The following is a 22,903-nucleotide window of genomic DNA, read 5'->3' on the forward strand; positions in this document are numbered from 1 at the left end:
GCCGCCGGGTGAGGGCGCGTTACCCGGCGGCTTACGCCGCTCGGCTCGCCGGGTGAATGTCTGTTAGACGAGGTGGTCCGTCAGAAGCTCATCCACCGTCCACGGGCACGGGGCCGGGAACGTCGCGGCGGGTAGGTTGGTCTCCGCCGTGACCCGCTCGACGGCCTTCGCGTAAACGTCCGCCAGCACCGCCTCCGCGTGGTTCCGCAACACGCCGCTGGCGAGCAGACCCTCGAGTTCCTGCCGTTGCTCTACGATCGTGGCCTTCCAACTGCCCGACCGCTTGTCCGGCTGGTGCGTCCACTTCAACAGGTGGGCCAGCAGCACGATCAGTCGGCTCTCCACTTCCCGGCGGTCGCGGCGGGCCATGTCGGAAAGGTACTCCGCGAGGGTGGCCGGGTCGATCTGGTCGAGCCGCCCGGCGCGGGCGAGCGCGGCCGTGGCGTCGAGCCACGCCGTCTCGTCCGCGTCGTACAGTTCCGCCAGTGCGTGTGCCGTCCGCTGAACCATCCGAACGTCCTCGACCTAACCCGTAGCCTATCAGACAACATCGCGGCGTGCCAACGGTCAGCAGCACCCCGGCGCGGCGCAGCCGTCGGCGGCGAGCGGGACGCCGCAGCGGTCCTTCGCCAGGCAGTCGGTGTGCTTCGCGCCGAGCGTCAGCAGCACGCCCCGCGGCGTGACCTCCGCCCCCGCCAGCGGGTACTGCGAGATTGCCGTGCCTTCGTACTCGACCTCGACCGGCAAGTCGTCCGAGCCGAGCATCGGGGCGGCCAGTTTCAGGATGCCGGCCAGCTTCGTCGCGTCGAGCCGGTGGTCGGCGTCGGCGGCGACCCAGACTTGAATGAGGCAGGTGGTGGAAGATCGGCGGGTTCCGCCGCAGTCGATGAAGTCCTTTTGGACGCGGCCGACCTCGGTGACGTGGAAGTGCGGCGGCACGAACTCGCCGCCCGGCAGCATCACGTGCAGGCCGGCGGCCGGCGATTGTTCGAGCAGGGCGCGGAGGTCGCGGACGGTCATGATCGGCTCCTGACGGAATGATTGTTATACTTAGCAGGGTGGGAATTGTTGCTGGTTGAGGGGGCGCGATGTTTGATCGAATCGCAAGGAACGCCGACGTTCTGAACGGTAAGCCCGTCATTAAAGGGACGCGGATCAGCGTCGAACTCGTCCTCGAATGGATCGCATCCGGGGCGACGGTTCGGGACATCGTGCGGCAGTACCCGACCCTGACGACGGACGACGTGGAACAGGCGGTTCAATTCGCGGCCGCGAACCTACGGAACGACGTGTTCCTCACGGCGACCGTCACCGCATGAAGCTCGGCGACTTCAACCTGCTGACGGACGAGAACATCGACGCCACGGTGGTCGCGCACCTGCGGTCCCTCGGGTTCGACGTGCTGGACGTGAAGGAACAGGGCTGGCACGGGTTGACGGACGTGGACCTCATCCGCCGGGCGTTCGCGGGGAATCGGGTCTTGTTGACCCACGACGGTGACTTCGGGTCGTTGGTCGTACTCAACGGCGAACCGGTCGTCGGCATCGTTTATCTACGGCCCGGCCACATCGACCCGCAGTTCACCATCGACACCATCAACGCCGTCCTGGCCGCCGACCCGGACGTGACGCCGCCGTTCCTCCTGGTCGCGAAACGGGCCGGGACTCAAGTTCAAATTCGCGTCCGGCACGTAACGCCGTGAGGGTCACACCGTCTTCCGCAATCGCAGGATCGGGCGGGCCAGCACGGCGAGGATGCCGAGCGTCATCGCGGCCGCGCCGAAGAACAGGAACCGCGGCAACGGCCGCTTGTCGTAGTCCGCCGCCGGCGGCACGCCGGCCGGCACCAGGTCGTAGTGCGTCACCCCGCCGAGGACGAACTTCGACACGTCCACCCGCTTCCCCGCCCGCACGTCTTTGTGCAGCTCCAGAATCTCCGCGCCGGGGCCGTCCTCGAAGACGTGCCGCACCACCTCGCCGAGCGATTGCGACGGCCCCGCCGACGGCTTCGTGCCGCCCTCCACTTCGCGGCCGTCGTCCGTCTTCAATTTGAAGTAGACCGGCCGCCCGTGCCCGAGGCCCAGTTCCAGCAACTCGCCGGACGCCACCGCGGCGCGGTCCGTCACCTCCGGGGCGAGGCCGAACCGCGTCGCCGCGAACACCACGAAGAAGAACAGCAGCGACGCCGAGATCGCGCCGACGATGTTCACCGCGTTGCTCGCCGCGATCATTTCACCCTTCCGCTCCTTCGGGGCCTTGTGCTGGAGGAGCGTGAACAGCGGCACGATGTAGAACCCGGTGAACCCGCCGATGGCCACGATGCACGCCACCAGCGTCGGCAGCGTGTCGATGAACGACGCCGCCCCGATGAGCGCCGCGATCATCCCGACCGCGCCGACGAGGACGAGCCGCAACTCGACGCGGCGGCCGGACAGCCACCCGGCGGCCGGGCTGCCGAGGCCGATGCCGAGGGCCACGCTACCGACGACGACGCTCGTTTTCAGCTCGTCCCACCGCGGGTTCTGCGACTCGCCGAGCATGTACACGGCCGCCCGCATGAACGCGACGACGAACGTGAAGAACGCGATCCCCTGGGCCGCCAGCCGCAGGGCCGGGTCCGCGAACAACTGCTTCACGTTGCCGACGATCGGGGCGTACACGTAACTCGGGAACGGCCGCGTCGGGTTCGCCGCCGGCATCTTGCGGATCAAGTAGCTGGCGACCGCCCCGACCACGGCGAGGCCGAACAGGATGAACCCGACGACGACCTCGTTGCCGAGGAACAGGTACGACAGCACGCCGCCGGACACCGTGCCGAGGATCACGGCCAGGAACGACAGCGATTCGAGCAGCCCGTTCCCCTTCGACAGCAGGTGCGGCGGCAGAATCTCCGGCATGACGCCGTACTTCGCCGGGACGAAGAACGCCGAGTGCGTGCCCATGAGGAACACGGTCGCGAGGACGAGCCACGGGCCGACGACGGGTTCGCCGTTCCGCCCGAGGTAGAACCCGGCGATGGCGACGGCCGTGATCGCGACCTCGGCGAGCTTCCAGAAGATGAGCGCGTTCCGCTTCGAGTACCGGTCGGCCAGCCACCCGGCGACGGTGCAGAAGATGGCCCACGGGGCGTAGAACAGGATCGGCATCAGCGAGATGGCCGAGCGTTCGGTGAGCGCCTGCGTGTTGATGGCGAAGAACATGGCGGCCGCGTGGATGGCCTGGTCGTTGAACGCGGCGAGGAACTGCGCCACGAGCAGGCCGATGAACGTGCGGTTCGCGAGCGTGCCGGTCTTCGGCGCGTTGGGAGAGAGTTCGGCGTCGTGCATCGGGACAGTCTATGATCGGACGCCGGGAAGGTCGCGTGGTTCACCCGCCGCGGCCCGGCGATAGACTGACCCCTTTCACGCCGACAAGGACGCCCCGCGAATGGACATCGAGCTGAACCCGTTCTACGCCTTCTCGTTCATCGCCGCCCCGGCCGTCCTGACGAACGCGTCGGCCGTCCTCACGCTCAGCACCAGCAACCGATTGGCCCGCGCCGTCGATCAGACGCGGGAACTCGCCGCCGAGTTGGAGCGGATGAAGTTGCTCAGTACCGTGCCTGCCCAGGACAAGCTGAAAGAGCTGAACGCCTACCAGCAGCGGATGCTCATGCTCATCTGGGCGCTGCGGGACTTCTACGTGTCGCTCGGCTGCTTCGCCAGCACGACGCTGCTGGCGCTGATCGGGTCCGGGTCGGCCCCGCACGTCGTGGCCGGGGTGACGTGGGCGCTGGAGGTCGTGGCCGTCGGCATCGCGCTGGTGGCCGTCGCGGCGATGGCCCGCGGGTCGTGGCTGCTCGTGCGGGAGACGCGGATCGCGGTGGCCGTCCTCAGCGACCGGGCGAACCGGTTGCAGCAGCACTTCCACTCCCGTGCCGTCGCGCCGGACGAGCTGCCGAACCCCGGCCCGCTGGCGGAGCCGGAGTTGTAAGGCCAGACTTCCGAAGTCCGGCTTCGACTTCGGAAGTCGATCCCGCGCGGCGGCGTCCGCGGTGTCCGCAAACGCCCCTCCTACCGTTCGACTTCCGAAGTCGAAGCCGGACTTCGGAAGTCGGGTTCCTTGCCTTCCCCGCAAATCCCGGCTAGGTTGTGGCGAACCCCTTCCCACCGAGGCCCGGCCATGCTGTTCGCCAACGAACCCGTCTTCAACCCGTGGCACGCCCAGACGTTCGAGATGTCGCTGATCGCGGCCGGGGCGTTCGGGCTGCTCGGCATCGCCCTGCTGGCCGTCGGGTTCAAAATCTTCGAACTCATCACCCCGCGGCTCGACATCGAGAAAGAGCTGGCCGAAAAGAACATCGCCGTCGGCATCATGGTCGGGGCCGTGCTCCTCGGCATCGCCCTCATCGTCACGCGGGCCATCGGCTGATTCCCATGCGCAAGAGCCGCACCATCAACCTGCTCCTCCTCGGCGGCAGCATCCTGTCGTTCTCGATGTGCGTCTGCGCCGGGTGCGGGCGGCACAACCAACCGTCCGCCCGCGCCCCCTACGACCCGGCGTGGCACGACGCCCAGGGGAACCCGATCGCGAAGGAGTGGAAGACCGACGAGAACGGGAAGCGCGTCCCGGTGCAACCGGCGTTCGACGCGGCCGGCAAGCCGATCCAGTTCGACGAGAACGGCAACCCGGTCGCCCCGGCCGGGTACTACACGACCTCCTCGACGAGCGGCTCGCACTACCACCGGTCCGGCGGCGGGTGGTGGCCGTACATCTTCGCCGGCCGCTCGTCGTCGAGCTACGGCCCGACGTACCGGTCCGGGCCGACGAACACCGGCGGCACGTACTTCGGCGGGTCGAAGCCGGGCAGCAGTTCGGCCCCGTCGTCGTCACGGCCGGGCGGCTCGTCGAGCAGCAGCGGGTCGGTCAGCCGCGGCGGGTTCGGCGGCAGCGCGTCGCACGCGTCGGGCGGGAGTTCGTCGTGAAGCAGCTCGTCATCGTCGTGAAGCCGTTCCGGGCGGAGGCCGTTCTCGCCGCGCTCGCCGAGGTCGGGGTGACGGCGTGCGTCGTCCGGGAGGCGAAGGGGTACGGCCGGCAGAAGGGCTACCTCGACCGCTACCGCGGCAGCGAGTACAGCACCGCCTACCTGCCGAAGGTGGAGATCACGGCCTGGGTGGAGGACGCCACCCGCGACGAGATCGCCGACCGCGTGGCGAAGGCGGCCCGCACCGGGCGGATCGGCGACGGCAAGCTGTTCGTCGTCCCGACGGCGTGGGACGCGATCGAGTTCTAGAAATCAGAGGTCAGAGGTCAGAAGAAATGTCTTTTCTGATCTCTGATGTCTGACCTCTGACCTCCGGGGCAGCGGCCGGCAGGCGGATGGTGAACTTCGTGCCGCGGCCGACCTCGCTCTGGACCGTCATCGTGCCGCCGTGGGCGACGACGATTTTGCGGGCCGTCGCCAGGCCGAGGCCGTTGCCGTTCGTCTTCGTCGTCCGGAACGGCTGGAACAGCTTCGCCCGCACGTCCGGCGGGATGCCGACGCCGGTGTCGATCACGTCCAGTTCCACGAACCCGTCCGCCGCCCGCGACTGCAGCGTCAGCGTCCCGCCGTTCGGCATCGCGTCCTCGGCGTTGAGCATCAGGTTCAAGAGCACCTTCTCGAACATCTCGCGGTCGAGCGCCACCGGCGGCAGGTCGGCGGCCGGGTAGAAGTTCACGACGACGTTCTGGAGGCGGGCCGTCGGCGCGATGAAGTCCACCATCCGGCCGACCACGTCGTCGAGCTTCGTCGGCTCGCGGTGTAGGTCCTCGACGCGGGCGAACCGGAGGAAGTCGTTCGACAGATCGACGAGCCGCTGGCACTCCGATGTCATGAGCTGGATGCGCTCGAGGGCGCGGCGCTCGCGTTGCGTCTGCGGGTTCTCGAAGTCCTCGCCGAGGAGTTGGAGGTTGAGCAGGACCGTGCCGAGGTGGTTCTTCATGTCGTGGATGAAGCCGCCGGTCGTCTCGGCGAGGTCGATCAGCTGCTGCGTGACGGGATCGGACATGGGTGAACCTTGACTTCCGAAGTCCGGCTTCGACTTCGGAAGTCGGACCGGCAACGACTGCCACACAGACGCGAGTGGCGAGCCGAGGCGGGGGGGGGCGGGGGGGGGGGGGGGGGGGGACCACCGCGCGGGGCCCCCCACCCCCCCCCCCCCCCCGGGGGGGGGCCGCCCGGGGGGGGGCCCCCGGGGGGTGGGGGGCCCCCCCCCGGGGGGCCCCCCGCCCCTCGGCTCGCCACGACCTCCATTTGTCCCCGCGGGGGATCGACTTCCGAAGTCGAAGCCGGACTTCGGAAGTCGGGCGTTCGTCGCGGAACGTTGCTGATTTGATACGGATTTCACCGCCGGATGAGCTTCAGCGTCAACACGACGGCGATGGCCGCCACCACCGCGTCGGCGGCGAACACGCCGAGGTGCAGCGGGACCTTCCCGTCCCGGCCCATGTTCGACCCGGCCAGCAGGATCGGGTAGTACACGATCACCGTCGGCAAGAAGCACGTCACGAACGAACTCAGGTAGTCGGCCCGGTTCGCCCGGATGCCGACCGGCACGCCGACCAGCGCGAACACCAGACACCCCAGCGCCAGCGCCGGCCGCATGTAGTACTCGTTCTCCGTGTTCCGCATCGACCGGTACTGGTCCTGGATCAGGTACTTCAACGACCCCGCGTGCTTCAGCAGGAACTCGCGGCTCGTCGGGTCCGGGGCGGTCGCGGCGGACTGCTCGGTCGCCCGCAGTTCGCCCTCCAGCTTCGTGATGGCGGCCCGAATCTCGGCCGCCTTCGCCGGGAGCGCGTCCCAGATCAGGTTCATCGGCCGGTTGCTCAGGTCCTTCTGCGAGAACATCTCCGGCAGCGGGACGCCGATCGGCCGGGTCGCGTCCGCGGTGAACTGCGTCGAGCCGTCCCCGCCGACCCACCGGTCCGGGTCGATGAACAGCATCGGCTGCGCCGTCGGGTTGTCGGCGTCCGGCATCACCACCCGCAGCCGGGCCTCGCGGGCGCGGGCCACGAAGTCGTAGTCCCCGGTCGGCGCTTCCTTCCCGGTCCCGTCCTTCACCATCTGCTTCCGCTTCAGCACCACGTCCACCAGCCGCGTGCCGATCACGTCCTTCACGTGGATGACGTAGGGGAAGTTCCCGGCCTTGAACGTCCGGTCCCGCTTGAGCAGGTTGTAGAGCAACTCCTCCGGGTTCCGGAGGATGCGCTTCTGCAACTCCGCCTGCGTCTGCGGGATGACCGAGTGGGCGAGGGCGAACGTCGCGCCGCTCGTCAGCAGGCCGAGGAGGACGGCGGGGCGGATGATGGTGTGCAGGTTGACGCCGGCCGCCTTCATGGCGACGGCCTCGTTGTCGTGGGCGATCCGGCCGTAGACCACGCACGTCGAGAACAGCGTCGTGGCCGGGATCGTGTACGGCAGCGTGTACGGGATCAGGAGCGGGATGGCGGTGAGCGTCTGGACGAGCGACAGCCCGAGCTGGCTGGCCTGCTGGATGACGAGGCCGATGAGGAACAGCCCGGTCAGCCCGGTGAGCGTGAGCGCGAAGACCTTCAGCAGCTCGAAGAAGATCACGCGGTGCAGGATGCCGCCGAGCAGGAACACGTTGAACCCCTTATTTCTCGCCGGTCGCCCGGGCCGTCGGCGTCGTCCGGGTGCGGGCCTTCACCCGCTCCGCCACCGCCTTGAACGGGTCGGTCACGAACGGCACGACCCGCGGCTCGTACTTCATCTCGCCGTCCGGCTTCCGCGTCACCTCGATCTTGAACAGCTTCTCGCTCACCATCGCCGTCACGTCGCCGAACGGCGTCGTCAGCCACCGCTGGAGCGTCTGCGACCAGATCGTGTAGAAGTCGAACTTCACGTACTTGCCGGTCATGTCGAGTTCGCCGGCCCCGCCGAGGCTGAGGGCCGTGCCGAGCAGGTCCACGTGATCGACCCGGACGCGGTCGCCGCGGACGGTGAACGTCGCGTGGGCCTCCTCGAACGCCGTCTTGTCCGGGGCCTGCAGCTTCAGCGCCTTCGTCAGCGCCACGATCGGCGGCAGGTTGTAGATGTGGCCCCGGTCCACGTCCGCCTTGCCGTACCCCTGCAGCATCTGCTTGCCGGTCGCGGGGTCGGTGGCGGTTTCGAGCAGGATGCTCGCCTGGGCCGCCCCCTCCAGCTTCGCGCCGCCGCCCACGTTGTGGAACCGCGCCACGTCTTCCAGTCTTATGTCGGTCGCCGTGAGCGAGAGCCTATAGCGGACCGGGGCGGAAAGCACAACCCGGCCCGTGCCGCCGACCGTCCCGTTGAACACCGTCCCCTGGAGGTCCGTGAACTTGAACGCCGGCGGCAGCCGGCCGCCGGGCTTCGCCGGGTCCACCTCCTGCGGGTCGGCGTCGAACGTCGCCTTCACCGCCGCCGCCGGGTGATCGGCGATGAGGGCCGACTCCAGCCAGAGGTTGCCGGCCACCTTCCCCAGGTGCGTCGGGTGGTAGCGGCCGGAACACGCGAGCTTGCCGACCGCCTTCTCGCACGGCACGCCGGCGTCGAACGCCGCGCCGAGCAGCCGCAACTCGCCCTGCCAGTAGAGTTCGGGGTCGGGGGAAGATGAAGGGGTGAGGGGGTGAACGGGTGAAGGGGTGAAAGAAGAGTCGGCCGTGAGGACGACCAGGTGCTTCATCGTCAACTCGGCGGGGCCGCGGAGGTTGACCTCCTTCACGCCGTCGCGGAGGCCCTTCGGCAGCGCGTCGAGCAGGGCGTCGTCCACGACCAGCGGGGCCACGTCCAGCTTGCCGAGGTTCGCCCAGACGCGGCCGTCGTCGTAGAGGCGGACTTCGGCCGCGTTCAGCCCCAGCCGGGACGGGCCGTGGCGGGCGACGAGGTGTTCGAGCTTCACCCGCGTGCCGTCGAACCGCAGCTTGCCGGCCAGCTCGTCCATCCGGTACGCGAAGAACTCCGGCGTGACGCTCGGCCCCTCGAAGTTGAACGCGAGCGTCAGGTCCGTCGCCGGGTCGAACGCCGGTTCCGGCGTCCGCACCGCGGACGCGAGCTGATCGACCGGCGACGCGATCTTGAGCGCCGTCGGCCCCAGGGTTTCCTTCTTCGGCGGGGCGGCGCGGTCGATCACGGCCAGGTCCACGGCGAACGTCAGCTTCCCCCTCGGCCGCAGCACGTCCGTCACCGTGTCGAGCTTGACCGCGGCCAGCGCCTCGCGGAACTTCTCGTCGATCGGGCAGTCCTTGCCCCAGACGTGCAGCGTCAACTTGCGGTCGGGGCTGTTCGGGATCGGGTCGTTGTCCCCCTTCATCCAAACCGTGCCGCCGGCGTGCCGGGCGGTGAGGTCGCGAATTTCGATCCGGTCCGTCTCCGGCAGCGGCGCGACCGGCCCGCCGGGGCGGATCGGCCGCGTGCCGTCGTTGGTCGTGACGAAGATGTTGACCTTCGCCTTGCCGTGGTCGAGCGGGTACGGGAACGTCTTGTAGTTCAGGGAACAATCGTACACGTTCAGGCGGAACGTGTTCTCCATGAGGTTCACGCCCGCCTCTTGTTTGACCTCGACGGTGAAGTCGCCGCGGCCGCTAGCCCGGAGGCTGCGGACGAGGGCGCGGTACTTCTCCCGGTGAAGGGCGTTCGCGAGCACGTCGTCGATGGGGATGTTCGTTCCGGTCAGCTTGAGCGCGACGAACGGGTCCGGGCCGGGGCCGCGGACGACGCCCGTCACGTCGATCCGCTGGCCGCCCGCCGTGCCGGCCAGCTCGACCGTCGCCTCCTCGGCGTCCGGCGTGACCGTCTGGCGGATCAGGCCCGTCACGCCCGTGAGCGGGTAGCGGAACTTCTCGTACAGGATGTTGAGCTTCGTCGGCCGCAGGTCGAACTCCCGCTTCCACGTCGTCGTCGCCGGGCGGTTGAACCGGTAGCCGACCGCGACCGTGCCGGACGGGTTGAACTTCGGGCGGAACTTCTTCAACTCCTCGGGCACGCGGTCGAAGAAAGCGTCATCGACGGCGAGGTCGGACATGGAGAAGTCGATCCGCTCGACCTGCTCCTCGATCTTCGCGATCAGGGACGGTTCCGCTTCCTTCGTCCGGGCCGCGAGTTGCGCCGGCACGCCGGACGGCGACGGGATCGGCGCGGCCGGGAGTTTCGGCGCGAGGGTTCGCGTCTCGAACGAGAGTTGCACCGTCGCCGGGCCGAGCTTCGCCGTGAGCCGTTCGAGTGTGACCTTGCTGTCCTTCAGGTTCGCGACGGCCTCGATCTTCTCCAGCGGGGCCGGGAGCATGTCGTCCGTGAACCGGCCGTCCTTGAGCGTCAAGTGAACGTCGTACTTGGCGGGCTGGCCCGGCTCCGTGAGGAGGTCGGCCTTCACGGCCGCCTTGCCGGTCAGCTTGTTCAGGTAGTCCGCCAGGTCCGGCCGCACCGCCCCGACGACGCCGGCGAGCGGCGGGCCGAGAACCACGTCCGGGACTTCGGTGCGCAGGGCGAGCTGGCCGGTCCCGCGGTTCAGCGTCGCGGCCATCGAGAACTTGAGGCCGAGCTGGTTCGCGACGGTGGCGAGCGCCGCCCCCTTGATGTTCAGGAACAGCGGGGCCGGGTCGTTGACGATGGTGAAGTTCGCGTCCGTGAGCGTCACCGGCGGCAGCTTCCGCGGGCTGCGGTCGAGGACCGTGACGGTCGCCTTCGTCACCACGAACGTCGGCAGCGCCGCGGCCGTCGGCCCCGGCTGGCTCAGCCCTTCGAGGCTCCAGACGCCGTCCGGCCCGCGCTCGAGCGCGAGCGTCGGGCCGTCGAGTTCCACCTTGCGGATGACGAGCCGGCCGCGGTTGATCTGCTCCTTGTCGTGGTAGATCGTGCCGCTCGGGGCGCGGAAGAACGGCGCGGCCGCGCCGCGGCGGGTGATCGTCAGGTCGCGGACGGAGATGCCGCCGAAGACGCGGATGTGGGCCGACCCGACGGTGATGTCCGTGTCCGGGAACTGCTCGCCGAGGGTGGACAGGAGGGCGGTGCGGACGGCTTCCGGGCTGACGTAGGACTGCGCCCACCAGAGGCCGTAGCCGACGGCCGCGAGGACGGCGAGTATGACGCCGCGAACGATCCAGGTGCGGAGGGCCATCCGTTGCCGTCCGGGTAGCAGGTGCGCCGGGCAGACCCGGCGGTGCGGGATGATAAGCAGGGTCGGCAGGGGCGTCAACGGGAAGCCGCGGTTAGCGGGCGACCCGTCGGGTCGCCCACGAACCTCCCAGAAGTGAGACTTCCGCGGCCCCGGCGTCTCACTTCTGGGAAACCGAATTTCCTTGAAACCAGTTGGCTGCCGCGGGTCGGGGCGGTTCCTACATTGCGAGAACACGAAAACGGGTCACTCCGTCCCGAACGAAAAAGGATGCTCGGCATGGCGACCGAAGCCCCGCCCGCCCCGGCCCCGGAAACGCCGGTCGTGAACACGACCCGCCGCGGCATCGCCACGGCCGCGTTCAGCCTCGGGCTGTGGGGGTCGCTCACGTTCTGGTGGTTCCCGTTCGGCATGTGGGTCGGCCTCATCGCCCTGACCCTCGGCACGGTCGCCAACTGGCGGGGGTGGCGGGCCAACAGCAACGGCGACAGCCTCGCGACCGCCGGGCAGGTCCTCGGCGCGATGGCCGCGGCCGCGTGCTACACCTGCTACCGGGTCATGCAGTACTACTTCGAGAACTACACCCCGAACTGGCCGTAACCCCCGGCCGGCGACGCGGTTTCGCACTCGACGATTCATCCGGAGGCAGTCGATGCCCCAAGTCTTCCCGAAGAGCATGAACCCGATCGCTCGGATCATGCTGCTCTCCATCCCGGTGATCGCCGCCAGCACCGGCGTGGCGCTGGCCGCGTTCTTCCGGTCCGACTACGTCACCGGCCGCAACGAGATCGTGGACCAGCCGATCCCGTTCAGCCACCTGCACCACGTCAGCCAGCTCGGGATCGACTGCCGGTACTGCCACACGGCGGTGGAAAGCTCCGCCCACGCCGGCATCCCGCCGACGAAGACGTGCATGAACTGCCACCAGCAGGTGTGGAACGGGGCCGACCTGCTCGACCCGCTCCGGAAGAGCTACGCCACCGAGACGCCGATCGCCTGGACGAAAGTTCACAACGTCCCGCACTACACGTACTTCAACCACAGCATCCACGTCGGCAAGGGCGTCGGGTGCGTCTCCTGCCACGAGCGGATCGACCAGATGCCGCTCGTCTACCAGTCGAAGACGCTGCTCATGGAGTGGTGCCTGGACTGCCACCGCCACCCGGAGAAGAACCTGCGGCCGAAGTCCGAGGTGTTCAACCTCGGGTGGACGCCGGCCCACGGCACGACCGACACGGACGGCAAGAAGTACGGCCCGGCCGAGGGGACCGGCACGCAGGCGGAGTTGGGCCGCCACCTGAAAGAGAAGTACCTCGTCCGCGACGAGAAGACGCTGACGAACTGCAGCATCTGCCACCGCTGACGCAAGCGCGGGTCGCGGACCTCGGAACTCGGACCTAAAAACCCGGCTTCCTGGTCTTCGATCCGAGTTCCGAGATCCGCGATCCGAGATGGTGTGACATGGCTCTCGACTTCGACACCACGAACGGCGAACCGACCGGGGCGGGGTCCGCGCCCGAGCAGTTCCACTCGCTGGAACACCTGCTCGGCACGCCGGAGTTCCAGCGCGCCCTGAAGGACGAGTTCCCGGAAGACGCCTCGGAGTGGCTCGACCCGGTGTCCCGGCGGCGGTTCCTCGCGCTGTCCGGGGCGTCGCTGGCGCTCGCCGGGGCGGTCGGGTGCAACCCGTCGTTGAAGCCGGCGTCGCAGAAGAAGATCATCCCCTACGTCAAGAAGCCGGAAGCGATCACCCCCGGCGTGCCGCTGTTCTTCCCGACCGCCATCACCCTCGGCGGCGTCGGCCTCGGCGTACTCGTCAAGAGCCACGAGGGGCGGCCGATCAAGGTCGAAGGGAACCCGTCGCACCCCGGCAGCCTCGGCGCGACCGACGTGTACGCGCAGGCCGCGCTCCTCGGTGTGTACGACCCGGAGCGATCGAAGGGCGTCACCGAGAAGGGCCAGCCCGCGACGTGGGAGAAGGCCCGCGCCGCGCTGGCCGCCCTCGTCGGGGCGCAGGTCGCGAAGGGCGGGGCCGGGCTGCGGGTCGTCACCGAGGCCGTCGCCGCCGGGACGGTGCTGGCGACCATGCTCGGCGAGCTGAAGGCGAAGCTGCCGGGCATGAAGTGGATTCAATACGAAGCCGTCGGCCGGGAGAACGCCCTGAAGGGCGTGAAGGCCGCCTACGGGAAGTACCTGACGCCGATCTACGAGCTGGCGAAGGCCGACACGCTGGTGGCGATCGACAGCGACATCGAGTCGCACTGCGCCGGGGCCGGGGTGCGGAACATCCGCGCCGCGATGAGCCGCCGCAAGGTCCGCATCCACGAAGACCGGCGGTCCGCGGACGGCGTGCCGCTCGACCGGCTCAGCCGCATCTACGCCGTCGAGTCGATGGTCAGCGGGTTCGGCGGCGTCGCCGACCACCGGCTGCCGCTCAAGCCGAGTGAGATCGAGTCGTTCGTCCGGGAACTCGCGAAGGAACTCGGCGTCGCCGGCCCCGCCGCCGGGCCGCTCCCCGACCGGGCGAAGGCGTGGGTGAAGGCCGTCGCCGAGGACTTGAAGGACGCGAAGAAGCCGGGCGTCGTGGTCGGCGGCGAGACGCTGTCCGTCGCGGCCCAGAACCTGATCCACGCGATCAACGACAAGATCAACGCGGTCAAGAACGGCATCGTCCGGTTCGTCGAGCCGGTCCAGGCCGGCCTCACCGGGCCGGACGCCGACGCGGTCGCCGACGGCACGGCGTCGCTCAAGGCGCTCGCGGACGAGATGAACGCCGGCAAGGTGGACGCGCTGCTCGTCCTCGGCGGGAACCCGGCGTTCACCGCCCCGGCCGACCTCGGGTTCGCCGCCGCCCTCCAGAAGGTCACGACCACCTTCCACCTCGGCCTCTACCAGGACGAGACCGCCACGCTGACGACATGGCACGTCAACGCCGCGCACGAACTCGAAGCCTGGGGCGACGCTCGCGCCTACGACGGCACGGCCACGATCCAGCAGCCGATGATCTCGCTCCACGGCGGGAAGTCGATCCTGGAAGTCGTCGGCGCGCTGCTGGACAAGCCCGGCTCGGCGGAAACGCTCGTCCGCGAGGCGTGGCAGAAGCACTTCACCGACAAGAAGCTGCCCGGCGAGTTCGACTCGTTCTGGCACAAGGGTATCGAGCGCGGCGTCGTCGAGGGCACGGCGTCCCCGGCGGCGATGGTCGCCGCGGCGGTCGTCGCCCCGGCCACGGCGTCCGCCCCGGCCCCGGCGACGAAGGCCGACGAGATCGAGCTGTCCTTCCGCCCGGACCCGACGCTCTACGACGGCCGGTTCGCGAACAACGGCTGGCTGCAGGAGACGCCGAAGCCGGTCACGCGGATCACCTGGGATAACGCGGCCCTCGTCAGCCCGCACACGGCCGAGCGGCTGAAGTGCGAGGTCAGCTACCGGTGGACCGGCGGCGAGCACGGCAGCCACGAGGTGGACAAGATCGAACTCACCGTGGACGGCCGCAAGGCCCGCGTCCCGGTGTTCGTCCTCCCCGGCCACGCGGACGACGTGATTACCCTGCACTTCGGGTACGGCCGCGAGAAGGTCGGCGTGGTCGGCAAGGGGACCGGGTTCAACGTCTACCCGTTGCGGACGACGGCGAACCTGTGGACGGTCGGCGGGATCAAGCCGCAGCCGGACTCGGCGGAGCGGACGCAGGAGAAGTACGTCCTCGCCTGCACGCAGGGCCAGCACGCGATGGAGGGCCGCCGCCCGGCCCGGCACGGGACGGCGACGCAGGCGGCGCTGGAACTGAAGGTCGAGGACCACGGCGACCACAAGCACTACCACATGAAGGACCACCACAAGGACGCCTTCAGCTTCGCCGACAACCCGCCGGTTTCCGCCGGCGAGAAGGATTTGATGCGGGCGCTCTTGCCCGGCACGCCGAAGGAGCGGGCGTGGCTGGCCGACCCGCACCACCCGCAGGAGTTCCACAAGAAGGGGTACAAGGACAACGTCCACAAGCACGAGGAGAAGGCGGACGCGACGAAGGAGGAGGCCGAGCACCACGAGCACGACAAGCGGCTCGTGCCGCTGACCCTCATCCAGGACCACCCGGACAACAAGCTCTACCGCCGGTGGGCCATGGCCATCGACCTCGGCGCTTGTACCGGCTGTTCGACGTGCGTGACGGCGTGCGTCGCCGAGAACAACATCCCGGTCGTCGGCAAGGCGGAAGTGACCCGCGGCCGGATCATGCACTGGATTCGGATCGACCGGTACTTCGCCATCCCGGAGGAGAAGGGCGGCACCGAGCCGGTGGACGCGAAGACGCGGGCGGAGAAGATGAAGCACGCCGCCGCCGACATCACCACGCACTTCCAGCCGGTCCTCTGCCAGCAGTGCGAGAAGGCCCCGTGCGAGCTGGTCTGCCCGGTCGCCGCGACCGCCCACAGTGCCGACGGCCTCAACGACATGGCGTACAACCGGTGCGTCGGCACCCGGTACTGTGCCAACAACTGCCCGTACAAGGTCCGGCGGTTCAACTTCCTCCAGTACGCCAACTACGAGAAGGACAACACCCTCCAGCTCGTGAACAACCCGGAGGTCACCCTCCGGACCCGCGGCGTGATGGAGAAGTGTACCTACTGCGTCCAGCGGATCCGCAACGCCGAGATCGAGGCGGAACGCGAGCACGACAACCCGAACCGGGTGAAGGTGAAGACGCCGCTGGGCGTCCGCCCGCTCATCGCGGAGGGCGAGGTGCGGACCGCCTGCCAGGCTGCGTGCCCGGCGAACGCGATTAGCTTCGGCGACCTGAACTACGACCAGTACGTCCCGGTGAAGAAGCAGGCCGACGGCACGTGGAAGGAAGAGGGCCGCCACCTGCCGTTCAGCGAGGTCGCCCGGTGGAAGCTGGAGGCGACGAACTACGGCCTGCTGGCGGAGCTGAACACGATGCCGCGGACGAGCTACCTCGCGGCGATCAAGAACCCGAATCCGAAGCTGGCGTAGCCGGCGAGGGTTTTGTTCCCTCCCCCCTTGGGGGGGAGGGTTAGAGAGGGGGGTCGGCTTCCTCCCACCGGCGCGATTGTCTGGGACGGGGGGAGGTTACCCCCCTCCCTAACCCTACCCCCCAAGGGGGAGGGAACAAGACAAGGGCCACCACCCACGGGGTGACGTGGCCCGTCGTGCCGAGGTTAAGAGTGCGTTCGGCCGGGCGTTGTCCGCCGAAGCGAAGCAGGAAGGGGCTGCATTTATGGCGACGGTGACCACACCGGCGACCCAGCCGACGACGGAACCGCAGGTCTTCACCGACGATGAGCACCTCATCGGCGGGAAGCAAACGCTCGTCACGATCGGCGAGAAGATCGGCAACGTCTGCCTCGGCGAGGTCCCCACGCCCAAGGGCTGGTGGATGCTGTTCCTCGTCGGGTTCACGCTCCTGCAGGCCCTCGTCCTCGGCCTCGCGTGGCTGTTCTACATGGGCGTCGGCGTGTGGGGCATCAACTCCCCGGTGTTCTGGGGCGTCGCCATCGTCAACTTCGTGTGGTGGATCGGCATCGGCCACGCCGGGACGCTGATCTCGGCGATCCTCTTGCTCATGCACCAGAAGTGGCGGACCTCCCTGAACCGGTTCGCCGAGTCGATGACGCTGTTCGCCGTCATGTGCGCCGGCATCTTCCCGCTCATCCACATGGGCCGGCCGTGGCTGGCGTACTGGCTGTTCCCGTTCCCGAACAACATGGCCGCGTGGCCGCAGTTCCGCAGCCCGCTCTGCTGGGACGCGTTCGCCGTCAGCACGTACTTCAGCGTGTCGCTGTTGTTCTGGTACATCGGCCTCATCCCGGACTTCGCGTACCTCCGCGACCGGGCGAAGACCCGCATCCAGCAACTCACCTACGGGTTCCTGGCGATGGGCTGGCGCGGGAGCGCCTACCACTGGCGGCGGTACGAGAAGCTGTACCTGTTGCTCGCCGGCCTCGGCACGCCGCTCGTGTTCAGCGTGCACACGATCGTGTCGTTCGACTTCGCCGTGTCGATCGTGCCCTTGTGGCACGCGACCATCTTCCCGCCGTTCTTCGTCGCCGGGGCGATCTTCGCCGGGTTCGCGATGGTCATCTGGCTGGCCATCCCGATCCGCCACTGGTACGGGATGCAGGACCTGATCACCGAGAAGCACCTGGACGTGTGCGCCAAGATCATGCTCGGGACCGGGCTGATGGTGTCCTACGGGTACTTCAGCGAACTCTGGATGGCGTGGTACAGCCAGGGGGCGTACGAGTGGGGGACGACCCTCCAGCGGATCTGGTACGGCCCGTACTGGTGGTCGTACTGGCTGCTCATCCTGACGAACACGATCATCCCGCAGCTCTGCTGGATGAAGCGGTTCCGGACGAACGAGGTCCTGCTGTTCCTGGTCGCCGGGTCGGTCCACATCGGCATGTGGTTCGAGCGGTACGTCATCATCGTGACGCTGTCGCGGGACCACCTGCCGAGCAGCTGGGGCCGGTACGCCCCGACGGTGTGGGACTACGCCGCGATGTTCGGGTCGCTCGGCCTGTTCCTCACGCTGTTCGCCCTGTTCATGCGGTTCCTGCCGATGATCTCGATCACGGAAATGCGGGAACTCCTACCCCGCCACGCGGGCGGCCGGGACGGGCACGCCGTCATGGAGAACGCCAAGTGAGCACGCCACAGACGCCGGAAACGTGGGGCCTGCTGGCCGAGTTCGACACGGCCGACGCCCTCATCACGGCCACCCGCAAGGCCCGCGAGGCCGGGTACACCCGGATGGACGGGCACAGCCCGTACCCGATCGGCGAGGTCGCCGACGAGCTCGGGTTCCCGCGGTCCGAGATCGGGGCCGTCATGTTCATCGGCGGCCTCGTCGGGGCCACGATGGGGTTCCTGATGCTCAACTGGGTGAGCTGGGTCGAGTACCCGCTCAACATCGCCGGGAAGCCGTACTTCTCGTGGTCGATGTTCATCCCGATCACCTGGGAACTGCTCGTGCTGACGGCGTCGGTCAGCGGCGTCGTCGGCCTCTTGGCCCTGTGCGGGCTGCCGATGCCGTACCACCCGCTGTTCAACGTCCCGGCGTTCGCGCGGGCGACCAGCGACGGGTTCTTCCTGTCGGTCGAGGGGATCGACCCGCGGTTCGACCTGGCGAACACGAAAGCCTTCCTGCATAGCCTGCCGGACGTGAAGAGCGTCGAGGAGGTCCCGGCGTGAACGAGTTCAACGGTCAAAAAGCAACGTTCAAAGGTCGGGCCGCCGGGTTCGTCGTCGTCGCGTGCGCGGCCCTCGTCGGCTGCCAGCAGAAGATGGCCGAGCAGCCCGCGCCGCGGGCCTACGACGCCTACGCGGGCGGCGTGTTCGCGAACAGCCAGTCGGCCCAGCCGCTGACCCGCGGCGTCGTCCACCGCGGCCAGCGGCCGGCGGACGACCCGATGCTGACGTGGCTGACGCCCGCCGGCAAGGCCCCGAAGGTCAACCCGGACTGGAAGAAAGCCGTGGACCCGTCCGGCGACCTTCAGGCGACGGCCGGCGCGCCGACGGACGTGGGGAACTTCGTCGCCGAGTTCCCGTTCGAGATGACGGAGGCCGACCTGAACCGCGGCCAGCAGCGGTACAACGTGTTCTGCGGCGTCTGCCACGGGGCGGCCGGGAACGGGTGGGGCAAGATCGTCGAGCGCGGGTTCCTCCGCCCGCCGAGCTACCACCAGGACGCGCAGGACAAGGCGTTCGACTGGTCCTCGACCGGCCAGCCGTCCACGGAACTAAAGCAGGGGTACTCCCGCGGGTTCTTCCGGTACGGGATCAAGGTCCCGCTGGACCAGGTCCCGGTCGGGTACATCTACCAGGTGATTACGTGGGGGTACGGCGGGATGCCGGACCACGCGTCGCAGATCCCGCCGGAGGACCGGTGGCGGATCGTCGCCTACGTGCGGGCGCTGCAACTGAGCCAGGGGGCGAAAACAGACGCGCTGCCCGCGGACGCGAAGAAGGAGCTGGACGACGCCGGCAAGCCGAACGCCGAGAAGAAGGCCGACCACTGAGTTGACATGGAGCCGCCCGGCGAGGACCGTGCCCCCCGCGAACCCGGACTCCTGCTGTTCGGGCTGGGGGTGCTGGCCTGCGGCGGGGCCGGGTTGGCGACCGGCACGACGATCGTGTTCTGCCCCGGTAACGGGCAGGCGGTGGTGTGGCAGATCGCCGCCCCGGGGGCGCGGGTGGCGGCCGTCGGGCTGCTGGCCGTCGGCGTGGCGTGCCTGGCGTATTGGCGGTGGCAGGACCGGCGGCGGTGGCCGATACCGGTCGGGCTGGTCGGGTTGGGCGTCGTGGCCGTCGGGCAAGTGGCGGCGTGGATTGGGTGGCTGGTGGGACCGAACCGTTAGCCGGTGAACGAACGAGGCGACCTGTGAGCGAACATCACCACGATTCCGACTACACGGCCCCGCCGATCGAGGCGAACTTCGCCCCGCTCCGCCGGGTCGCGTTCCTGGCCGCGTTCCTCGGGGCCGTCGCGTTCGTCGGCCTCGGCGTCGCGAACCTGTCGATGAACGACCGGCACGCGGCCACCCGCGACTTCTTCCTGACGTACCAGGCCGCGTTCGTCTTCTGGCTGAGCGTCCCCGTCGGCGGGATGACGCTCATGCTGCTCGGCTACCTGACGCACGCGAGCTGGGCGCTCGTGTTCCGCCGCATCTTCCAGGCGGCGACGCGGACGTGGCCGCTCGTGTTCGTCCTGTTCCTGCCGGTCGCGCTCAGCACGTTCATGAACCACGGGTCGTCGTTCTGGTGGGCCGTCAGCCCGACGGAGATGGACGAGATCAAGGGCAACCTGCCGGCCCAGCACGAGATCGAGCACCGGCAGGGGCTGTACCTGAACGGGCCGTTCTTCCTGCTCCGGGCGCTCGTCATCTTCGGCGTGTTCGGCCTGTTCATCCGGGCCATGCGGAAGTGGGCCCCGAAGGCCGAGGACGAGGGGGACGAGGCGTACCGGGCGAAGCTCCGCGGCCTCGGCGGCCCCGGCGTGCTGACGTGGGCCATCCTGTTCACCGTCGCCATGACCGACTGGTCGATGTCCGTCGAGCCGACGTGGTTCTCCAGCATGTTCCCGGTCGTCACCGGCATGAACTGCTTCCTGACCACGATGGCGTTCTCCGCCCTCGTGTTCTACTCGCTGGTCGGCGAGAACCAGACGGCGCTGTCCATCGTGAAGGACAAGTTCCGGATCGACATCGGCAGCCTGACGTTCGGGTTCTGCATGGTCTGGGCGTACGCGTCGTTCGGCCAGTTCATGCTGATCTGGGCCGGGAACCTGCCGGAAGAAATCGTCTACTACCGCAAGCGGATGAACGGCGGGTGGGAGTTCGTGACCTACGCCCTGATGATCTTCCACTGGGCCGTGCCGTTCGTCGTGTTCTTGTTCCGCGGGGTGAAGACGAACCCGACCTCCATGCGGGTCATGGCCACGATGTTGCTCCTGATCTGCGCGACGGACGTGATCTGGTGGATCGTGCCGTCGGTCCCGCACCAGGGCGAGTTCCAGTTCTTCCACCTGCCGATGGCCGCCGCCGCGGTCGCGATGGTCGGCGGCGTCTGGGGGCTGGCGTTCCTCGGCCAACTGCGGAAGGGCAACCTGCTGCCGAAGAAGGACACGGCGTTCCTGGCGAACTGGGGCCACCACTAAGGCAGGAGTCAGGGATCAGGGGTCAGAAGTCAGAAGAGACAACGGAGGAACCTCCGATGAGCGATAAGCCGCACGACGAGCACGCGACCGCCGCCCGGTGGGCGCGGATTTACGAGGCGATGACCGGGGCGTCCGCCCCGCCGGGGCCGCACGACCACGACGTGGACGTGCCCGGCGCGAACCCGGAGGCCGTCAAGGCCGGGCACGAGGCCGACCGGTTCGACGCCCGCGGGATCGTCATGGTCCCGGTCGTCGTCGTCGTCATGGCCGCCATCGCCTACGCCCTCGTCACCGCGCTGTTCAGCGTGTTCGAGTTCGGCAAGCTCGACACGTCGAACGTGCAAAGCCCGCAGGCCGCCGAGCAGGCGACGCGGCCGCACAACGAGCGGGTCGCGACGATCAGCTCGACCGACCCGCACGCGAAGTCGCACGAGCCGCGGCTGGAGTTCCTCAAGCGGATCGACGACTCGCGGAACGGCAAGGCCGCGGACCCGCCGTTCGTCCGGTCGTTCCAGCCGGCCGAGGGCGGCAACTCGCCGGAGATGACGCCGCAGGACCTCGACCCGGACCGGTACACCGACCCGCTGACCGGCAAGAAGCTGCTCGTCGGGTACGAGTACGTGAACAAGGAGAAGGGCGTCGCCCGCATCCCGATCGCGGAGGCGATGAAGTTGGTGAAGCTGCCGGCGAAGAAGGGGACGCCGAACAGCAGCGTCGGCGGCTCGCCGAAGATTTCCAACGGCGGCCAGACGGCCGACGGCCCGGCCCCGAAGGAAGAGAAGAAGCACGAGAAGCACTAGGCGGTCTTGTAGGTCGGGTCGAGGCTTTGCGAGGCCCGACCGATCTACTCCCTCTCCCCCGGCTTTGCGGGGGAGAGGGCCGGGGTGAGGGGGAAGGCGCTCACCGGAGCGAGAGGCGCTCCTCCCTTCGGAGGAAGCTCGAACCCCCTCAACCTAACCCTCTCCCCCGCAAAGCCGGGGGAGAGGGGACCGGAGCGGTCCCAGGGAGACGACGAGAACACCCATGCGGTTCGCGATGCGATTCCTGTTCGCGGTGCTGACGGCGGCCGCGGTCGTCCCGGCCGCGCACGCGCAAATGAGCTACGGCAAGGCCCCGATGGTCGTCCGCGACCCGGAACTGCCGGGGCAGGCGAAGGTCGAGCCGAAGCTCGGCGAGAAGCTGCCACTCGACGAAACCTTCTACGACCACGACGGCAAGGAAATCACGCTCAAGGACGCCATCGGCGGCAAGCCGACGGTCTTCATCCTCGCGTACTCCGCGTGCCCGAAGCTGTGCAACGAACTGCTGAACGACACGGTGGCTGCCCTGAAGGCGCTCGCCCGGCTCGGGCTGGTCGCCGGGAAGGACTACCAGGTCGTCCGCGTGACGATCGACCCGAAGGAGGCCCCGATCTTCTCGCGGAAGATGCGGGAGTCGTACCTCGCGGAACTCGACAAGCGGTCGCCGGAGGAGCCGGGGTTCTGGTTCCTGACCGCCAACCACGGCCAGGGGTCGGACGTGCTCGCCGTGCGGGAGAAGATTCTGAAGGTCGCGGACGCCGTCGGGTTCCGGTACGCGGCCGACAACCAGGCCGCCATCGACGAGGCCGGGGACGACCGGCGGAAGCTCGACAAGGCCGTGCGGAAGACGAAAGACTTCGTCCACGCGAGCGCGCTGTTCATCGTGGCCCCGGACGGGACGGTCAGCACCGTGCTGCAAGGGCTGAAGCGGTCGCCGGAACTGCCCGCGGAGAACGGGTGGACGCCGGAGGACGTCCGCCAGGGGCTGCTTACGGCCGCGGACGGGAAGCTCGGCACGGCCGTGCAGCGGCTGGCCATGCTCTGCTTCGCCTACGACAGCACGAGCGGCCACTACAAGCCGACGATGCGGGCGATGGGCCTGTTGGCGCTGCCGTTCCCGTTCATCGTCGGGCTGATCGCGTGGACGGCGTGGCGGCGGTCGCGGGCCGAGAAGAAGCTGACGCCGGCCGACCTGAAGCCGGAACCGGGCGTCTACCCGCCGCCGAGCGCGAACTGACGGACAAACCCCCTCGTTCCGAACCTCCGGTTCGGGACGCGCCGCCGCAAACGAGACGTTTGCGGCGTCGAGGGCGGTTG

The 22,903-nt window shown here is 68.7% G+C and carries 22 protein-coding genes; 16 read left to right on the top strand and 6 right to left on the bottom strand.

Annotated elements, in window-relative coordinates; genetic code table 11:
• Nucleotides 1–63: 63 nt before the first annotated feature.
• Nucleotides 64–510: a DUF29 domain-containing protein gene (locus AC5JJ2_RS21885; protein WP_495860164.1), complete on the bottom strand. Its 447-nt coding sequence runs from the start codon at nt 508–510 to the stop codon at nt 64–66.
• A gap of 57 nt (nt 511–567) precedes the next feature.
• Complete coding sequence (locus tag AC5JJ2_RS21890; RefSeq protein WP_495860165.1) at nt 568–1,020, bottom strand: DUF6428 family protein; 453 nt, start codon at nt 1,018–1,020, stop codon at nt 568–570.
• A 68-nt stretch (nt 1,021–1,088) separates the two neighbouring features.
• Between AC5JJ2_RS21890 and AC5JJ2_RS21895 the strand changes: the two genes are divergently transcribed.
• Both AC5JJ2_RS21895 and AC5JJ2_RS21900 read left to right on the top strand, forming a co-directional pair.
• Nucleotides 1,089–1,319, top strand: coding sequence for a DUF433 domain-containing protein (locus AC5JJ2_RS21895; protein ID WP_495860166.1), 231 nt, complete (start codon nt 1,089–1,091; stop codon nt 1,317–1,319).
• On the top strand, nt 1,316–1,702 hold the full coding sequence (locus AC5JJ2_RS21900; RefSeq protein WP_495860167.1) for a DUF5615 family PIN-like protein: 387 nt from the start codon (nt 1,316–1,318) through the stop codon (nt 1,700–1,702). The genes AC5JJ2_RS21895 and AC5JJ2_RS21900 overlap by 4 nt, the downstream gene beginning before the upstream one ends.
• 3 nt (nt 1,703–1,705) lie before the next feature.
• On the opposite strand, the gene AC5JJ2_RS21905 is transcribed toward AC5JJ2_RS21900, so the two are convergent.
• The gene (locus AC5JJ2_RS21905; RefSeq protein ID WP_495860168.1) at nt 1,706–3,325 is read right to left on the bottom strand and encodes an MFS transporter; all 1,620 of its coding nucleotides are present in this window, start codon (nt 3,323–3,325) and stop codon (nt 1,706–1,708) included.
• Nucleotides 3,326–3,425: 100 nt separating this feature from the next.
• Here AC5JJ2_RS21905 and AC5JJ2_RS21910 point away from each other — a divergent pair, with 100 nt between their 5' ends.
• The 4 genes from AC5JJ2_RS21910 to AC5JJ2_RS21925 all read left to right on the top strand — a co-directional run bounded on the left by AC5JJ2_RS21910 (nt 3,426) and on the right by AC5JJ2_RS21925 (nt 5,271).
• Nucleotides 3,426–3,971 carry a DUF2721 domain-containing protein gene (locus AC5JJ2_RS21910; protein ID WP_495860169.1) on the top strand — a complete coding sequence of 182 codons (546 nt, stop codon included), beginning with the start codon at nt 3,426–3,428 and terminating at the stop codon, nt 3,969–3,971.
• Nucleotides 3,972–4,160: 189 nt separating this feature from the next.
• On the top strand, nt 4,161–4,409 hold the full coding sequence (locus AC5JJ2_RS21915) for a DUF350 domain-containing protein (protein WP_495860170.1): 249 nt from the start codon (nt 4,161–4,163) through the stop codon (nt 4,407–4,409).
• 5 nt (nt 4,410–4,414) lie between these two features.
• Entirely contained in the window at nt 4,415–4,963 is a 549-nt protein-coding gene (locus AC5JJ2_RS21920) for a hypothetical protein (RefSeq protein ID WP_495860171.1), read from the top strand.
• Entirely contained in the window at nt 4,960–5,271 is a 312-nt protein-coding gene (locus tag AC5JJ2_RS21925) for a P-II family nitrogen regulator (protein WP_495860172.1), read from the top strand. The genes AC5JJ2_RS21920 and AC5JJ2_RS21925 overlap by 4 nt, the downstream gene beginning before the upstream one ends.
• A 10-nt stretch (nt 5,272–5,281) precedes the next feature.
• Here AC5JJ2_RS21925 and AC5JJ2_RS21930 read toward each other — a convergent pair whose 3' ends face one another.
• The 3 genes from AC5JJ2_RS21930 to AC5JJ2_RS21940 form a co-directional block, all read right to left on the bottom strand.
• Nucleotides 5,282–6,028, bottom strand: a complete 747-nt coding sequence (locus AC5JJ2_RS21930) for a two-component system sensor histidine kinase NtrB (RefSeq protein ID WP_495860173.1) — start codon at nt 6,026–6,028, stop codon at nt 5,282–5,284.
• A gap of 335 nt (nt 6,029–6,363) precedes the next feature.
• Nucleotides 6,364–7,626, bottom strand: coding sequence for an LptF/LptG family permease (locus AC5JJ2_RS21935; protein ID WP_495860174.1), 1,263 nt, complete (start codon nt 7,624–7,626; stop codon nt 6,364–6,366).
• Between the two features lie 10 nt (nt 7,627–7,636).
• Nucleotides 7,637–11,116, bottom strand: coding sequence for a hypothetical protein (locus tag AC5JJ2_RS21940; RefSeq protein WP_495860175.1), 3,480 nt, complete (start codon nt 11,114–11,116; stop codon nt 7,637–7,639).
• A 276-nt stretch (nt 11,117–11,392) separates the two neighbouring features.
• Here AC5JJ2_RS21940 and AC5JJ2_RS21945 point away from each other — a divergent pair, with 276 nt between their 5' ends.
• The 10 genes from AC5JJ2_RS21945 to AC5JJ2_RS21990 all read left to right on the top strand — a co-directional run bounded on the left by AC5JJ2_RS21945 (nt 11,393) and on the right by AC5JJ2_RS21990 (nt 22,823).
• Nucleotides 11,393–11,713: a hypothetical protein gene (locus tag AC5JJ2_RS21945; RefSeq protein ID WP_495860176.1), complete on the top strand. Its 321-nt coding sequence runs from the start codon at nt 11,393–11,395 to the stop codon at nt 11,711–11,713.
• Nucleotides 11,714–11,765: 52 nt separating this feature from the next.
• Entirely contained in the window at nt 11,766–12,476 is a 711-nt protein-coding gene (locus tag AC5JJ2_RS21950; RefSeq protein ID WP_495860177.1) for a cytochrome c3 family protein, read from the top strand.
• 98 nt (nt 12,477–12,574) lie between these two features.
• The gene (locus tag AC5JJ2_RS21955) at nt 12,575–16,102 is read left to right on the top strand and encodes a TAT-variant-translocated molybdopterin oxidoreductase (protein WP_495860178.1); all 3,528 of its coding nucleotides are present in this window, start codon (nt 12,575–12,577) and stop codon (nt 16,100–16,102) included.
• 244 nt (nt 16,103–16,346) lie between these two features.
• Nucleotides 16,347–17,777, top strand: a complete 1,431-nt coding sequence (gene nrfD, locus AC5JJ2_RS21960) for an NrfD/PsrC family molybdoenzyme membrane anchor subunit (protein WP_495860179.1) — start codon at nt 16,347–16,349, stop codon at nt 17,775–17,777.
• The gene (locus AC5JJ2_RS21965) at nt 17,774–18,322 is read left to right on the top strand and encodes a DUF3341 domain-containing protein (protein WP_495860180.1); all 549 of its coding nucleotides are present in this window, start codon (nt 17,774–17,776) and stop codon (nt 18,320–18,322) included. Before nrfD ends, AC5JJ2_RS21965 begins: the two co-directional genes overlap by 4 nt.
• Nucleotides 18,319–19,149: a c-type cytochrome gene (locus AC5JJ2_RS21970; RefSeq protein ID WP_495860181.1), complete on the top strand. Its 831-nt coding sequence runs from the start codon at nt 18,319–18,321 to the stop codon at nt 19,147–19,149. The genes AC5JJ2_RS21965 and AC5JJ2_RS21970 overlap by 4 nt, the downstream gene beginning before the upstream one ends.
• 6 nt (nt 19,150–19,155) lie before the next feature.
• Complete coding sequence (locus tag AC5JJ2_RS21975; RefSeq protein WP_495860182.1) at nt 19,156–19,488, top strand: hypothetical protein; 333 nt, start codon at nt 19,156–19,158, stop codon at nt 19,486–19,488.
• A gap of 23 nt (nt 19,489–19,511) precedes the next feature.
• Nucleotides 19,512–20,786: a hypothetical protein gene (locus AC5JJ2_RS21980; RefSeq protein WP_495860183.1), complete on the top strand. Its 1,275-nt coding sequence runs from the start codon at nt 19,512–19,514 to the stop codon at nt 20,784–20,786.
• 56 nt (nt 20,787–20,842) lie between these two features.
• Nucleotides 20,843–21,586: a hypothetical protein gene (locus AC5JJ2_RS21985; RefSeq protein WP_495860184.1), complete on the top strand. Its 744-nt coding sequence runs from the start codon at nt 20,843–20,845 to the stop codon at nt 21,584–21,586.
• A 223-nt stretch (nt 21,587–21,809) separates the two neighbouring features.
• On the top strand, nt 21,810–22,823 hold the full coding sequence (locus AC5JJ2_RS21990) for an SCO family protein (protein ID WP_495860185.1): 1,014 nt from the start codon (nt 21,810–21,812) through the stop codon (nt 22,821–22,823).
• The last annotated feature ends 80 nt before the right edge of the window (nt 22,824–22,903 follow it).

Source organism: Limnoglobus sp. (assembly GCF_059499385.1).